Annotated in this window: 13 protein-coding genes; 9 read left to right on the top strand and 4 right to left on the bottom strand. The window is 70.9% G+C overall.

Annotated elements, in window-relative coordinates:
• Window positions 1-10: 10 nt before the first annotated feature.
• Window positions 11-883, bottom strand: a complete 873-nt coding sequence (map, locus tag ACFFCN_RS09960; protein ID WP_375491192.1) for a type I methionyl aminopeptidase — start codon at window positions 881-883, stop codon at window positions 11-13.
• Window positions 884-1,085: 202 nt separating this feature from the next.
• On the opposite strand from map, the gene ACFFCN_RS09955 reads away from it, so the two are divergent.
• The gene (locus ACFFCN_RS09955) at window positions 1,086-2,447 is read left to right on the top strand and encodes a hypothetical protein (protein ID WP_375491190.1); all 1,362 of its coding nucleotides are present in this window, start codon (window positions 1,086-1,088) and stop codon (window positions 2,445-2,447) included.
• Window positions 2,448-2,485: 38 nt separating this feature from the next.
• Window positions 2,486-3,874: a hypothetical protein gene (locus ACFFCN_RS09950; RefSeq protein ID WP_375491189.1), complete on the top strand. Its 1,389-nt coding sequence runs from the start codon at window positions 2,486-2,488 to the stop codon at window positions 3,872-3,874.
• A gap of 237 nt (window positions 3,875-4,111) precedes the next feature.
• On the opposite strand, the gene ACFFCN_RS09945 is transcribed toward ACFFCN_RS09950, so the two are convergent.
• Complete coding sequence (locus tag ACFFCN_RS09945; RefSeq protein ID WP_375491187.1) at window positions 4,112-5,848, bottom strand: ribonuclease J; 1,737 nt, start codon at window positions 5,846-5,848, stop codon at window positions 4,112-4,114.
• A gap of 10 nt (window positions 5,849-5,858) precedes the next feature.
• Window positions 5,859-6,497, bottom strand: coding sequence for a DedA family protein (locus tag ACFFCN_RS09940; RefSeq protein ID WP_375491185.1), 639 nt, complete (start codon window positions 6,495-6,497; stop codon window positions 5,859-5,861).
• A gap of 138 nt (window positions 6,498-6,635) precedes the next feature.
• Between ACFFCN_RS09940 and fbaA the strand changes: the two genes are divergently transcribed.
• On the top strand, window positions 6,636-7,664 hold the full coding sequence (fbaA, locus tag ACFFCN_RS09935) for a class II fructose-bisphosphate aldolase (protein WP_375491183.1): 1,029 nt from the start codon (window positions 6,636-6,638) through the stop codon (window positions 7,662-7,664).
• A complete protein-coding gene (locus ACFFCN_RS09930; protein WP_375491181.1) occupies window positions 7,661-8,068 on the top strand; it encodes a DUF3151 domain-containing protein in 408 nt (135 codons plus the stop codon). The genes fbaA and ACFFCN_RS09930 overlap by 4 nt, the downstream gene beginning before the upstream one ends.
• Window positions 8,069-8,145: 77 nt before the next feature.
• Here ACFFCN_RS09930 and ACFFCN_RS09925 read toward each other — a convergent pair whose 3' ends face one another.
• The gene (locus tag ACFFCN_RS09925; protein WP_375491179.1) at window positions 8,146-8,403 is read right to left on the bottom strand and encodes an acyl-CoA-binding protein; all 258 of its coding nucleotides are present in this window, start codon (window positions 8,401-8,403) and stop codon (window positions 8,146-8,148) included.
• Between the two features lie 108 nt (window positions 8,404-8,511).
• On the opposite strand from ACFFCN_RS09925, the gene ACFFCN_RS09920 reads away from it, so the two are divergent.
• The 5 genes from ACFFCN_RS09920 (at window position 8,512) to purB (ending at window position 14,311) form a co-directional block, all read left to right on the top strand.
• On the top strand, window positions 8,512-9,810 hold the full coding sequence (locus ACFFCN_RS09920) for an adenylosuccinate synthase (protein WP_375491177.1): 1,299 nt from the start codon (window positions 8,512-8,514) through the stop codon (window positions 9,808-9,810).
• 216 nt (window positions 9,811-10,026) lie between these two features.
• The gene (gene purD / locus ACFFCN_RS09915; protein WP_375491175.1) at window positions 10,027-11,268 is read left to right on the top strand and encodes a phosphoribosylamine--glycine ligase; all 1,242 of its coding nucleotides are present in this window, start codon (window positions 10,027-10,029) and stop codon (window positions 11,266-11,268) included.
• A 33-nt stretch (window positions 11,269-11,301) separates the two neighbouring features.
• Window positions 11,302-12,060 carry a hypothetical protein gene (locus ACFFCN_RS09910; protein WP_375491174.1) on the top strand — a complete coding sequence of 253 codons (759 nt, stop codon included), beginning with the start codon at window positions 11,302-11,304 and terminating at the stop codon, window positions 12,058-12,060.
• The gene (locus ACFFCN_RS09905) at window positions 12,057-12,836 is read left to right on the top strand and encodes a hypothetical protein (protein WP_375491172.1); all 780 of its coding nucleotides are present in this window, start codon (window positions 12,057-12,059) and stop codon (window positions 12,834-12,836) included. The genes ACFFCN_RS09910 and ACFFCN_RS09905 overlap by 4 nt, the downstream gene beginning before the upstream one ends.
• A 17-nt stretch (window positions 12,837-12,853) precedes the next feature.
• Complete coding sequence (gene purB / locus ACFFCN_RS09900) at window positions 12,854-14,311, top strand: adenylosuccinate lyase (RefSeq protein ID WP_375491170.1); 1,458 nt, start codon at window positions 12,854-12,856, stop codon at window positions 14,309-14,311.
• Window positions 14,312-14,417: the final 106 nt, after the last annotated feature.

Raw genomic sequence — 14,417 nt, 5'->3', positions numbered from 1 at the left:
CTAGATTTCGCTACCCGCCGGTGGGCAGCGTCAGGATCTCGGCGACGTCGTCCGTGACGACGAGGCTGTGCTCCCACTGCGCGACCCACGAGCCGTCCTTGGTGAGCACCGTCCAGTCGTCGTCCCACATGAACCAGTCGACGCCGCCCAGGGCCAGCATCGGCTCGATCGTGAACGTCATGCCCGGCTCCATGATCGTGGTGGAGCGCGGCTCGTCGTAGTGCAGGATCGTCGGCGCGGTGTGGAACGACGGCCCGACGCCGTGACCGGTGTAGTCGCGCACGACGCCGTAGCCGAAGCGCTTCGCGTAGGACTCGATCACCCGGCCGATGACGTTGATCGGCCGGCCCGGGCGCACGGCGCGGATGCCGCGCATCATCGCCTCGTGGGTGCGTTCGCCGAGATCGCGGATCTCCGGTGCGGGCGTGCCGGCGTAGTACGTGGCGCAGGTGTCGCCGTGCACGCCGTCGATGTAGGCGGTGATGTCGACCTTGACGACGTCGCCGTCGTCCAACGGCCGGGAATCCGGGATGCCGTGGCAGATGACCTCGTTGACGCTGGTGCACAGTGACTTCGGGTAGTTCTTGTAGCCGAGCGTCGACGGGTACGCGCCGTGCGCGATCAGGAACTCGTGGCCGATGCGGTCCAACTCGTCGGTGGTGACGCCGGGTGCGACGTGCCGGCCGACCTCCACTACAGCGTCCGCGGCGATGCGCCCCGCGACGCGCATGCGCGCGATGGTGTCGGCGTCCTTGACCATCGGGTCCTGGCGGTCGGCGGGCGTGTCCGGCCAGGTGCCGACGTAGTGCGGCCGCACGATCTCGCGGGGTACGGCGCGGCGCGGCGAGAGTTCGCCGGGCCGGATCGAGGTCGTTGCCGTCATGACGTCGATTGTGCGCCATCTCGTGCCTCGCGTGTGCCGCGGATGTCCGCCCTGTGTCGACTTGTCCATGGTGCATGCGACCGAATTTGTCCGACTCGATGCACGGTTGTTGTCGGCGATCTTGCGCTGATACATGATCTGCGGGCGCCGTCCCCCGAGTCCTGGTCGGCGCCTACGGGGGAGGGCTTTTGTGAAGTCGATCATGCGCGTCTCGGGTCGGGTTGCCGTCGTCGGGGCTGTCGTCGTGGGGTGTCTGGCCGGGGGCGCTGCGCGTGCCGCCGCGGCCGGCAGCGCGCACGCGCCGGCGACGCCGACCAAGCTGACCGCGAACGGGCATACCACGTCTGCGCACCGGGCGCATGTGACGATCAATTGGTACGAGTCGAAGCACGGGCTGCGCGGGGTGAGCCTGTACCGCAACACCCACGACGCGCGGCACGGCGCAAAGCGGGTGGCGCACAACGTGCGCCGGTCGTCGTTCACCGACAGCTCGGTCAAGCCCGGCAGGACGTACTGGTACTTCGTGCAGGCGACGAGTCGCAGCCACCGCACCTCGGGTTACGCGGTGTTGCCGGTCGTCACGTCCCGGACGCAGTACCGGCGCGTGATGTCCGCACGCGTGACCGACTCGCGCAACACGCCGATCTACGACGCGGACGTCGACGTCGAGGGCAGTGACACCGGCAGCGGCTTCGGTATCGGCGGCGGTACGGACCGTCACGGCTTCTTCTCGGCGCACATCCCGACGACGAAGGTCGTCACGGTGTGCTTCCAGTCCGGCGACCCCGACCAGGGCGGCCTGTCCAAGGGCGGCTACCGCGATGGGTGCTACCACCGCGGTCATCAGTTCGTCGGCGGCCACAGGAGCAAGCTGCGGCTGGGCGAGGGCGAGTTCCGCGCCGTAACCGTGGCATTGCCCGCGGCCGGCGGCATCAGCGGCACGATCACCGGCACCAGCGACGCGAATGTCTACTTGTACGACACAGCGGCGCACCACGTGGCCACGCAGTACACAATCCCCGAGGACCGAACCTTCAGCTTCATCGGTCTCAAGCCGGGCCGGTACCTGCTGGTGGCGCGCGACCGCGACGGCGGTGCTGCGCCGCAGGCCTGGGACAACCGCGATCGCACCGGCGTGGACTGGGACGGCAGCCCCGATGACGCCTACGACTTCTGGTACGTGCCCACCAGTGCCGGGCGGAACACCGGGCACATCGACCTGCACCTGCCGGCGTACGGCGCGATCAGCGGGACGGTCAGCGGTGCGGTGGCGAGCACCGTCAAAGTCCACGTCACCTCGGACGACTTCGAGCAGCAGGACTTCGGCACATCGACGGCCCCCGGCGGCAGGTTCACGTTCGGCAGGCTGGAGGCGGCGGACTACACGGTGTGCGCGACGGCGAAGCACACCGCGGGCGGAGCCGCCGAGACGTATTGCTGGGTCGGCGGTTCCGGCGGCCACCAGGTGGACGCCGGCCCCGGTTACGACGGGTCAGCCGACGACGCCGTGCCCGTCACTGCCGGGCACACGACGTCGGGCCTCGCCTTCGACTTCTCGCACTGAATCATCAGCTGGCGCGTCGCGCTCGGGGGAGGAAACGCATGCATTCAATCATTCGGTTCGGCGGGCGGACGGCCGTCGTCGGTCTCGTGGTCGCAGGCTGTCTGACGGGTGTGGCCGCGACCGCCACCGCGAGCTCGGCTGCGCACACGCCGCCGGCCGCGCCGACCAAGCTGACGGCGACCGGCCGGACGACATCCGCGCACCGTGCCCACGCCAAGATCGCGTGGCACGAGTCGAAGCACGGGTTGCGCAGCATGCGGGTGTACCGCAACACCAGCGACTCGCGGCACGGCGCGAAGCGAGTGGCGAACAACCTGCACCGGTCGTCGTTCACCGACAGCTCGGTCAAGCCCGGCAAGACGTACTGGTACTTCGTGCAGGCCGTGGGCACCAACCACGCCGCGTCGGCGTACGGCGTCGTGCCCGTCGTGACTGCCCGCAACACCCACGACCGGGTGTTCGCCGGCCGGGTCACCGACGGTCGGGGCCGCCCGCTGCACGGCGTGCCCGTCGTCATCACTCGCGGCAAGACGAAGAACGCGTACACGGTGCGCACCAGTTCGACCGGGCTGTGGGCCCGTCGGGGCATCTCGCATCCCAGTGCGCACGTCGCGGCGTGCTTCGAACCCTCCGGAGCCGGACAGGGCGGGTACCGCTACGGCTACCTGCGCGGCTGCTACCACAGCGGACACGCCTACACCGGTGGTTCGCGCAGCCGGTTCGCGCTGAGTCGCGGCGGCTTCCGCTCATTCAGCATCGCGCTGCCTGCCGGGGCCGGCATCAGCGGCGTGATCCACGGAAGCACCGACGCCACGGTGCAGGTGTACGGCAACCGCGGCTTCGTCGACAGCAGCGTGCGTCCGGCGAGCAATGGGTCTTACGCCTTCACCGGTCTGTACTCGGGGTCCTACGAGGTGGTCGTCGTCAGCCACGATGCCGGGCGCGGGTCGACGATCTGGAACGGACGCAAGCAGCCGGCGAATTACTTCGACGGCAACACCTCGTACACCGGTGACCCCTTCGGGCTCGAGGGTGGCGACGACGTCTACACCCCGCGCGCCGGCAACACGAGCGGTATCGCGCTCGACGTGCTGAAGTGGGGCCGGGTGACAGGAACGGTCGCCCACGCGGATCCGGCCACGGTGGAGGTCGACGTCATCACGACGGGCAGCGGCTCGGTTCAAACGGTTGCAAGTGTCCGGCAGCACAAGGGTGACGGCGCCGGCTTCACCGTCCCGAAGGTGCCGCAGGGAGCGTTTGCAATCTGCGTGGGCGGCAAGAACACGGCGCACCACGACGTGTTCGCGTGTTGGGACGGCTCGAACAACACCCAGGACGACAACGACGACCCGTCGAACACCGACGGCACGAACAAGGTCTACTGGGACAAGACCAACACCTCGGTCCACTTCGATCTGAACAATTAGGGGACGGATGGCCGCTCGGGCGCGGTTCGACCTCGTGTAGCGGTCAACTCGAGCCCCAGCGCGCTGCGTCGCTCGGTCGCGATGTCAACCGCGACGGCGGCTCGGTCGGCTGCGGATCACCCGGGCGTACCGGGCGCGGTCGGCGCCGGCCGCCTGCCACTCGCGGAACCAGCGCGGCGGGGTAATCACGGCTGCGGCCGGGACTGCGCGGTAGGCATCGGAAGATCCTTGAGTAGGTCAGACCTCGACGATCATCGGGATGAGCATCGGCCGGCGGCGGTACTCGCGGTCCACCCAGCGCCCGACCGTGCGCCGCGTGAGCTGCTGCAGCGCGGCGGTGTCGGACACGCCGTCGGCCAGCGCCTTCTCCACGACCTCGGTCAGCTCGGCGGTGATCGGGTCGAGTGCCGCCGGGTCGTCGCTGAAGCCGCGCGCGGTGATCTCCGGGCCGTACGTCACCTTGCCGGCCGCGAGGTCGACGGCGACGAGGATGGTCAGGAAGCCGTCCTCGCCGAGGATCAGCCGGTCCTTGAGCGTGGTGTCGCCGATGTCGCCGACCTCGAGGCCGTCGACGTAGACGTAGCCGACGCCGATCTTGCCGGTGACCGTGGCCAGTCCGTCGACGAGATCGACGACGGTGCCGTCCTCGGCGAGCATGATCCGCTCGTCCGGCAGGCCCATCGACCGGCCGATCGCGGCGTGCGCGCGCAGGTGCCGCCACTCGCCGTGCACCGGCATCAGGTTGCGCGGGCGCACCGCGGTGAGCAGGTAGCGCAGCTCGCCGGCCGGCGCGTGGCCCGAGACGTGCACCAGTGCGGTGGACTTGTGCACGACGGTCGCGCCGAGCCTGGACAACCCGTTGATCACCTGGCCGACAGACGTCTCGTTGCCGGGGATCAGCGATGACGCCAGCAGGATGGTGTCGTCGCTGTCGATGCGGATGCTCTGGTGGTCGCGGTTGGCCATCCGGGTTAGCGCGGACAGTGGCTCACCCTGCGAGCCGGTCGAGATCAGCAGGATGCGGTTGGACGGCAGGTCGTCGATGGTCTTGAGGTCGACGAGCAGGCCGTCGGGCACGTGCAGCAGGCCGAGCTCGCGCGCGATCTGCATGTTGCGCACCATCGAGCGGCCGACGAGCGCGACGACCCGACCAGCCTGTGCTGCGGCGTCCATCACCTGCTGCACGCGGTGCACGTGCGAGGCGAAGCACGCCACGATGATCCGCCCACGCGCCTTATCGATGACGTCGTTGACGACGCGCCCGACGTCGCGCTCGGACGGGATGAACCCGCCGACCTCGGCGTTCGTCGAGTCGGCGAGCAGCAGGTCGACGCCCTCGTCGCCGAGCCGCGAGAATCCCGGCAGGTCGGTGAGCCGGCCGTCGAGCGGCGTCTGGTCCATCTTGAAGTCACCGGTGTGCAGCACCGTGTGGCCGTTGACCCGGATCGCGACGGCCAGCGCGTCCGGGATCGAGTGGTTGACGGCGAAGAACTCGAGATCCCAGAGGTCGTTCGCGCCGGTGCGCAGGCGTTCGCCTTCTTCGACGCGGCGCAGGTCGGCCTTGATCTGGTGCTGGTCGAGCTTCGCGGCGACGAGCGCGAGCGTGAGCCGCGAGCCGTAGACCGGGATGTCGCGCCGCTCGCGCAGCAGGTAGGGCAGCGCGCCGATGTGATCTTCGTGTCCGTGTGTCAGGACGATGGCGTCGATGTCGTCGAGCCGCGCGGCGAAGGCGGACCAGTCCGGCAGCGTGATGTCGATGCCGGGGGAGTTGGTCTTACCGAGCAACATCCCGCAGTCGACGACGAGCAGCCGGCCGCCCGACTCGAACATCGTCATATTGCGGCCGATTTCCTTGATGCCGCCGAGCGCGACGACGCGCAGGCCGCCCTTCGGGAGCTTGCGCGGCGTGCCGAGCCCGCGGCCGCCCTGCCCGTCCTGGCTTGGTGCGGTCGCCACCTGCCCGCCCGATGTCACGGTTTTCAGGCTAGCGGGCCGCGCTGTCGCCCCGTCCGCGCCGTCCCTGGATCGCGTGCAGCACGACCGGGATGAGCGTCAGCACCACGACGACGAGGATCACGTAGTCGATGTCGCCCTTGTGCTGCTGCACGAAGTGGATCTTGCCGAGTGCGTCGCCGAGCAGGATGACGCCGTCGGCCCAGAGGATGCCGCCGACGGTGCTGTAGAGCGCGTAGAGACCGAAGCGCATGCGGCCGACGCCGGCCATGACGGTCGCGACCGTCCGCACGATCGGCACGAAGCGGCCGATGATCACCGTCCACGACCCGAACCGCTCGTAGAACCGGTGCGACCGGTCGACGAACTCCGGCCGGAAGATGCGTGATCGCGGTCGGTCGAACACCACCGGGCCGGCACGGTAGCCGATCGCGTAGCCGACCAGGTTGCCGATGATCGCGGCGATCGGCGCGACGATCAGGAACGCGGCGAGCGACGTGGACGTGTCGCCGGTGGCCACCAGGATGCCTGCGGCGAACAGCAGCGTGTCGCCGGGCAGGAAGAACCCGAGCAGCAGCCCGCACTCGGCGAACAGGACGACGGCGAGCACGACGAGGGCGCCGGACCCGGAGAGCAGGGAGTCCGGGCTGATCGGGTTCGCCAGCAGCATGCGGCGACTCTACGGAGCCTCGTCGCCCGCGCGGGGCCGGCGGTCAGGTGCGGTTCAGCCTGCGTTCGCCGATCGCGGAGTCGGCGGTGCGCGATACTCGGGCGCGAACCGCGCCACCGCACGACCGAGGAGACGCCGATGCCGATCGCCACGCCCGAGACCTACGCCGAGATGCTCGACCGCGCCCAGGCAGGCGACTTCGCGTATCCCGCGATCAACTGCACGTCCTCGGAGACGATCAATGCCGCACTGAAGGGTTTCGCCGACGCCGGCAGCGACGGCATCATCCAGTTCTCCACCGGCGGGGCCGAGTTCGGCTCCGGGCTGAGCGTCAAGGACATGGTCACCGGCGCGGTGGCACTTGCCGAGTTCGCGCACGTCGTCGCCGCGAAGTACGACATCAACGTCGCGCTGCACACGGATCACTGTCAGAAGGACAAGCTGGACACCTATGTCCGGCCGCTCATCGCGATCTCGCAGGAGCGCGTGGACGCCGGTCGGCCGCCGCTGTTCCAGTCGCACATGTGGGACGGCTCGGCGATCGACCTCGACGAGAACCTCGACATCGCCGAGGAGTTGCTCGCGAAGACCGCCAAGGCGCGTCTCGTGCTCGAACTCGAGATCGGCGTCGTCGGCGGCGAGGAGGACGGCGTGCACGGTGGTGACGACAACGAGAAGCTGTACACGACACCGGGCGACGCGCTGAAGACCGCCGCGAAGCTCGGCCTCGGCGAGAACGGCCGCTACATCCTCGCCGCGACGTTCGGCAACGTGCACGGCTCGTACAAGCCCGGGGCCGTGAAGCTGCGTCCGGAGATCCTGCGCGACATCCAGCGCGAGGTCGGCGAGGAGTACGACAAGACGGAGCCGTTCGACCTCGTGTTCCACGGCGGGTCCGGCTCGCAGCTGTCGGAGATCCGCGACGCGGTGAGCTACGGCGTGGTCAAGATGAACGTCGACACCGACACGCAGTACGCGTTCACCCGGGAGATCGCCGGGCACATGTTCACCAACTACGACGGCGTGCTCAAGGTCGACGACGAGGTCGGCAACAAGAAGGCCTATGACCCGCGCTCGTACCTGAAGCTGGCCGAGCAGGGCATGGCGGCGCGGGTCGTCGAGGCGTGCGAGGCGCTGCAGTCCGCAGGGAAGTCGGTGGCGGCGTGACGCACCACGGTGATCTGCTGAACCCGCCGACGCGGCTGCCCATCGACCCGGCCGCCGACCGGCTCGAGGCCGGCGACGACCCGGAGTCGGTGGCCGCGGCGTTCCCGACGTCGTCGCTCGCGTGGGCGACGCTCGCCGAGCGTGCGTTGGCGCGCGGCAGTGCGATCGAGGGCTACGCGTACGCGCGCACCGGCTACCACCGCGGGCTGGACGCGCTGCGCAAGGCGGGATGGCGTGGCCAGGGTCCGGTGCCGTGGTCGCACGAACCGAATCGCGGCGTGCTGCGCGCCATCTACGCGCTGGCCCGTGCAGCGGCCACGATCGGCGAGGACGACGAGGCGCAGCGCTGCACGAAGCTGCTCGACGACAGCGATCCCGAGGCCCTCGCCGCGCTGAGCGACTGACCAGCTATCTCCCTCGCTGATCAACAGCAGGTTCTGGTCGCCCTGGTGCGCATTTCCTGCTGTTGATCACGGGGATGTCAGCGGCGACCGAGCAGGCCGTCGACCTTGTCCACGTACCGCGTCTTCGCATCGGCGGCCGAGGTGCCGGCGAGCTTCGCCCAGGCGTCGTACTTCGCCTTGCCGACGAGGTCGAAACGCCCCGGCTTCTTGCTGCCCGACGCGTCGCCCGCAGTGCCCTGCTTGAACAGTGCGTACAGCGTCAGCAGGTCGTCGTTGCTCGGCCTGCTGGTCAACGTCTTGACGTCCGCCTGCGCCTGCTCGAACCGAGCGTCCACATCATCCGGCACGGTGCACCCCTCTCGTCCCGGTGAGCTTAGGACCCGCGCACCGGCGGTCGTCTACCCTTTCCGGGGCCGCGAACGTGGCGAACGCGAGGTGAGCACATGCCGGCAGTCGTGCTGGTCGGCGCCCAGTGGGGCGACGAGGGCAAGGGCAAGGCGACGGATCTGCTCGGCAGCCGGGTGGACGCCGTCGTCAAGTTCAACGGCGGCAACAACGCCGGCCACACCATCGTCATCGGCAGCGGCGAACAGCGGGAGAAGTACGCGCTGCACCTGCTGCCGTCCGGCATCCTGACGCCCGGCTGCATGCCGATCATCGGCAACGGCGTCGTCATCGACCCGAGCGTGCTGTTCGAGGAGATCGACGGTCTCGAGGCGCGCGGCGTCGACACCTCGGCGCTCGTGGTCAGCGCGTCGGCGCACGTCATCGCGCCGTACAACCGCACCATCGACAAGATCACCGAGCGGTTCCTCGGCAACTCGCGGATCGGCACCACCGGCCGCGGCATCGGCCCGACCTACGCGGACAAGATGTCGCGCATCGGCATCCGCGTGCAGGACCTGTTCGACCACGACGTGCTGCACGCCAAGGTCGCTGGCGCGCTCGAGCTGAAGAACCAGACGCTCGTCAAGATCTACAACCGCAAGGGCTTCGAGATCGACGCCGTGGTGGACGAGTTGGCGTCCTACGCCGACCGGCTGCGGCCGATGGTCGCTGACACGTCGCTGCTGCTGTCCCAGATGCTCGACGACGACGCAACCGTCGTGCTCGAGGCCGGTCAGGCCACGCTGCTCGACGTCGACCACGGCACGTACCCGTTCGTCACGTCGTCGAATGCCACGGCCGGCGGCGCGTGCACCGGCAGCGGCATCCCGCCGACGCGGATCAGCCGGGTGATCGCGGTCGTCAAGGCGTACACGACGCGTGTCGGCGAGGGGCCGTTCCCGACTGAGCTGCTCGATGCCAAAGGCGAGGAGCTGCGCAACGCGGGCGCCGAGTTCGGCACCACCACCGGCCGGCCGCGGCGCTGCGGCTGGTTCGACGCGGTGATCGCGCGATATGCCTCGCGCATCAACGGCGTCACCGACTTCGTGCTCACCAAGCTCGACGTGCTGACCGGCATGGACGAGGTGCCGGTGTGCGTCGCCTACGACGTCGACGGCGTGCGGCACGACGAGCTGCCGATGACGCAGGCCGAGTTCGCCCGCGCGGTGCCGATCTACGAGACGTTCCCCGGCTGGCATGAAGACATCTCCGCTGCACAGTCCCTCGAGGAACTGCCGCGCAACTGCCGCGACTACGTGCAGGCGCTCGAGGACATGAGCAAGGCGCCGATCTCCGCGATCGGCGTGGGCCCGGGCCGGGACGAGACGATCGCGGTCCGCGACCTGCTCGACTAGGTTGCCGGTGCTCCGCTCGGCGAGCCGGCGACCCGGTTCCGTGGGGTTTTGGCACCGGGTACGCACCGTGCCATTGCGGTCCTAGAGGATTGCCCGCACGGACGCGGGCAATCCTCTAGGACCGGCGTCAGCCGTTTGTGGTGCGCCGCCCTCGGCCGGCCCGCGCGGACCGCGCGGTCCGTCGCAGCGCGAACCGTCCCGCTAGGCTCGCGTGCCGTGCGCGTCCTCGTCATCGGCTCCGGCGCCCGCGAGCACGCGCTGTGCCTCGCGCTCGCCGCCGACCCGACGGTCACCTCCCTCGCGTGCGCGCCCGGCAACGTCGGCACCGCTGCCGTCGCCGAGCAGTACGCCGTGGACGTCACCGATCCCGCCGCCGTCGCGGCGCTCGCGACGCAGTGCGGCGCGCAGCTGGTCGTCGTCGGCCCCGAGGCGCCGCTGGTGGCCGGCGTGGCGGACGCGGTGCGCGCCGCGGGTATCGACTGCTTCGGCCCGTCCGCCGAGGCGGCGCAGCTCGAAGGCAGCAAAGCGTTCGCCAAGGACGTCATGGCCGCGGCCGGGGTGCCGACCGCCGGTGCGCGCGTGTGCACCACAGCCGACGAGGTGGCCGCCGCGCTGGACGAATTTGGCGCACCGTACGTGGTCAAGGACGACGGGCTCGCCGCGGGCAAGGGCGTCGTCGTCACCGACGACCGCGCGCTCGCCGAAGCGCACGCAGCGGCCTGCGGGCGGGTAGTGATCGAGGAGTTCCTCGACGGTCCGGAGGTGTCGCTGTTCTGCGTCACCGACGGCACGACGGTGCTGCCGCTGCTGCCCGCGCAGGACTTCAAGCGCATCGGCGACGGTGACACCGGGCCGAACACCGGCGGCATGGGCGCCTACGCGCCGCTGGACTGGCTGCCTGCGGGGTTTGCCGACGAGATCGTGCGCAGCGTCGCGCGGCCGACCGTGGCCGAGATGGCGCGCCGCGGCACGCCGTTCGCCGGGCTGCTCTACATCGGGCTGGCACTGACCGGCGCCGGGCCGCGCGTCGTCGAGTTCAACGCACGCTTCGGCGACCCGGAGACCCAGGTCGTGCTGGCGCTGCTCGACTCCGGGCTCGGGTCGCTGCTGCGCGCCGCGGCCACCGGAACGCTCGCCGACGTCGCCGCGCCGCAATGGCGCGACGGCGCGGCCGTCACCGTCGTGCTCGCTGCCGCCGGCTATCCCGCGGCGCCGCGCACCGGCGACGTCCTCACCGGCACCGAGCAGCCGGGCATCGTGCACGCGGGCACCCGGCGGCGCGACGACGGCGCCGTCGTGTCCAACGGCGGCCGGGTGCTGTGCGCCACCGCGTACGGCGACGATCTCGCGGCGGCGCGGTCGGCCGCCTACGAGTTGTTGGCCCGCGTCGAGCTGCCCGGCGGCCAGTACCGCACCGACATCGCCGAGCGCGCGGTCCGCGGCGAGGTCAGCGGCTGACCAGCCGCCGCGAACCGGACCTACGCTGGTCGGGTGGCCGGCGACGAGCGTGCGACCGCCGCCGGATCGGGCGGCGACGTCGGCACCAACATTGCCGGCGATGCCGAGGTCGACTTCGTCGTCGGTGAGGCCGCGCCGCCGCGGGAACCCGATCGTTCCGCCGCAGGCGTGCGGACCGCCGACCCATCCGTCGGCCGCCACACGCCACCGTGGCTGCGCCGCCGCGGGCCCATCGCCGCGGCCGCGGTCGTGTTCGTCCTGCTGGGGCTCTTTTCGCGCTCGTTCGCCACGCACCGGCACGCCGCCGACGGCTCGCCCTCGCCGCAGCGCAGCGATTACACCGCGCCGGTCGTCGCTGCGCCGTCGCCGACGACGAACGAGATCGCGCCCGGGCAGTGCGCGTACCGCCTGCAGCCGGTCACCGTCCACGAACTGCCGGGCGAGGTGACCTCCGCGCTGTCGTCGCTGCTGCCCGGCGTCGACGTGCAGACGTCCTCGACCGCGCTCGGGCACGGCCGCGCGCCCGGCCCGTGCGTCGTGCAGCGCGAGATCCTCGCGGTCGACCACGGCGTGCTGTTGCAGATCGAGGTCCGGCCGGCTGCCGCGGGCGATCACAACGATTCCGGCAGCGGCGCCGGTTCGTCCGGCGAGAACCTCTACGTCGACGTCGTCGCCGAACACCACACCGTGCACATCAGCGCCAGCCAGCCGTACGGCGCGCAGGGCAGTTCGGCCGTCACCGTCGCTACGCTCGGCCGGCTGGCCGCCGACCCGCGGCTCGCGGCGGCATGAGCGATCGCGACACCGGCGACCACGGACCGGTCGACTTCGTCGTCGGTGACGACTCCGCGCCGCGCGAGTTCCCGCCCGAGCAGCCGCGCGACGCCGTGCCCGCGACGCAGGCGTCGACCGAAGGGCTGGCCGAGCCCGCACCGCGCCGGCGCTCCCGGCTCGGTGTGCTGGCCGCCGTGGTGGCGCTCGCCCTGGTCGTCGTCGGCGTGATCGTGCACGGCCGGACCGGCCCGCGGCCGACCGCGGGCCCGTCGTCCACGAGGACGAGCGTGCGCCCCTCGCCGGCGTCGACCACGCCGTCGCCACCGGCCCCCGTGCCGGGCCAGAACCAGGTGTTCGACGCGCTGCCGGTGCTGACCAAGCCGCCGGTGTGTCCGGAGGCCGACGACGGGCAGTCCGCGTGCTACGCGCAGCAGCAGGTGCCCGCGGCGTTCCGACGCGCCGTGCACGCGTTCTTCCCGCAGGTGCGGCAGGCGTCCGCGGCCACGCAGCTGCTCCGCCCGGGCCTACCGCTGTCGCCCGGTGGCCTGTGGTCGCGCACGTACACCGCCCGCGGGCACGGGCTGACGGTGCAGGTGTTGGTGCGCCGCGGCGCCACCGGCCAGCCGGTCACCCTGGCCGAGCTGGACAACGGCGCGAACGTCACCGTCTACGCCGAGCACGCCGCCGGCCGGTACGTCGTCCAGGTACAGGTGGCCGGCGTCAGCGGCACGGACATCGCCCAGGGGGCGGTCACCGGACTCGCCGGTGACGCTCGGCTGGTGAGCCTGCGCTGACCCGGGACAATGGTCACGTGACCACCTCGCCGCCGAGTGACAGCTCGTCGATACCGAACGTGCTGGCCGATCGCTACGCCTCGCCGCAGCTGCGCGCGACCTGGTCGCCGGCGCACAAGGTCGTGCTCGAACGGCAGCTGTGGCTGGCGGTGTTGCGGGCACAGGCCGAGCTCGGCGCCGAGGTGCCGGCCGGCGCGATCGAGGCGTACCAGGCCGTCGTCGACCGGGGCACGGACGCGGTCGACCTCGCGTCCATCGCCGCCCGCGAGCGGGTGACGCGGCACGACGTCAAGGCACGCATCGAGGAGTTCGCCGCCCTGGCCGGGCACGAGCAGATCCACAAGGGCATGACCAGCCGCGACCTCACCGAGAACGTCGAGCAGCTGCAGGTGCGGTCGTCCCTGACGCAGGTGCGGACGAAGGTGCTCGCCGTGCTGGCCCGTCTCGCGCGGCGCGCCGCGGAGTACGACGCGCTGGTGATGGCCGGCCGCTCGCACAACGTCGCCGCCCAGGCGACGACCCTGGGAAAGCGGTTCGCCACCGTCGCCGACGAGCTGCTCGTCGCGCTCGCCCGCCTGGACGACCTCGTCGCCCGCTACCCGCTGCGCGGCATCAAGGGCCCGGTCGGCACCGGTCAGGACATGCTCGACCTGCTGGGCTCGGCCGATGCGCTGGCAACGTTGGAGCAGCGCGTGGCCGAGCACCTCGGCTTCGCGCGCACGCTGACCAGCGTCGGGCAGGTCTACCCGCGTTCGTTGGACTGGGACGTCCTCTCCGCGCTCGTGCAGGTGGCTGCGGCGCCGTCGTCGTTCGCCACGACGCTGCGCCTGATGGCCGGCAACGAACTCGTCACTGAGGGCTTCCGGCCGGGGCAGGTCGGCTCGTCGGCGATGCCGCACAAGATGAACACCCGGTCCGCGGAGCGGATCAACGGCTTCGCGGTGATCCTGCGCGGTTACGCCTCGATGGCCGGCGAGCTGGCCGGCGACCAGTGGAACGAGGGTGACGTGTCGTGCTCGGTGGTGCGCCGCGTGGCGCTGCCCGACGCGTTCTTCGCGCTCGACGGCCTGCTTGAGACGACGCTGACCGTGCTCGACGACTTCGGCGCGTTCCCGGCCGTCATCGAACGCGAACTCGACCGCTACCTGCCGTTCCTCGCGACGACGAAGGTGCTTATGGCCGCGGTGCGCGCCGGCGTCGGCCGCGAAGCCGCCCACGAGGCGATCAAGGAGAACGCGGTCGGCGTCGCGCTCGAGATGCGCGAGAAGGGCACCGAGCGCAACGAGCTGTTCGACCGCCTGGCTGCTGATTCGCGGCTCGGGTTGACCGCCGAGACGTTGCAGGGACTGCTGGCCGAGCCGCTGTCGTTCACCGGGGTCGCGCGCGACCAGGTGCGCGCCGTGGTCGGGCAGGTCGACGCCGTCCTGGCGAGCGACCCGGACGCCGCCACGTACACCCCCGCGCCCATCCTCTGACCGCCTCCCGAGTGACCGGTCTCGACTGACCCCTGCCGCTCGCGCCGCCTTCTCCGTGATCAACAGCAGATTACGGTCGCCCCAGCGGCCAAAATCTGCTGTTGAT

This window comes from uncultured Jatrophihabitans sp., from assembly GCF_964246335.1.
Taxonomy (GTDB): Bacteria; Actinomycetota; Actinomycetes; order Mycobacteriales; family Jatrophihabitantaceae; genus Jatrophihabitans.
The sequence above is the reverse complement of the archived record's forward strand: the minus strand, read 5'-3'. Positions and strand labels throughout refer to the sequence as shown.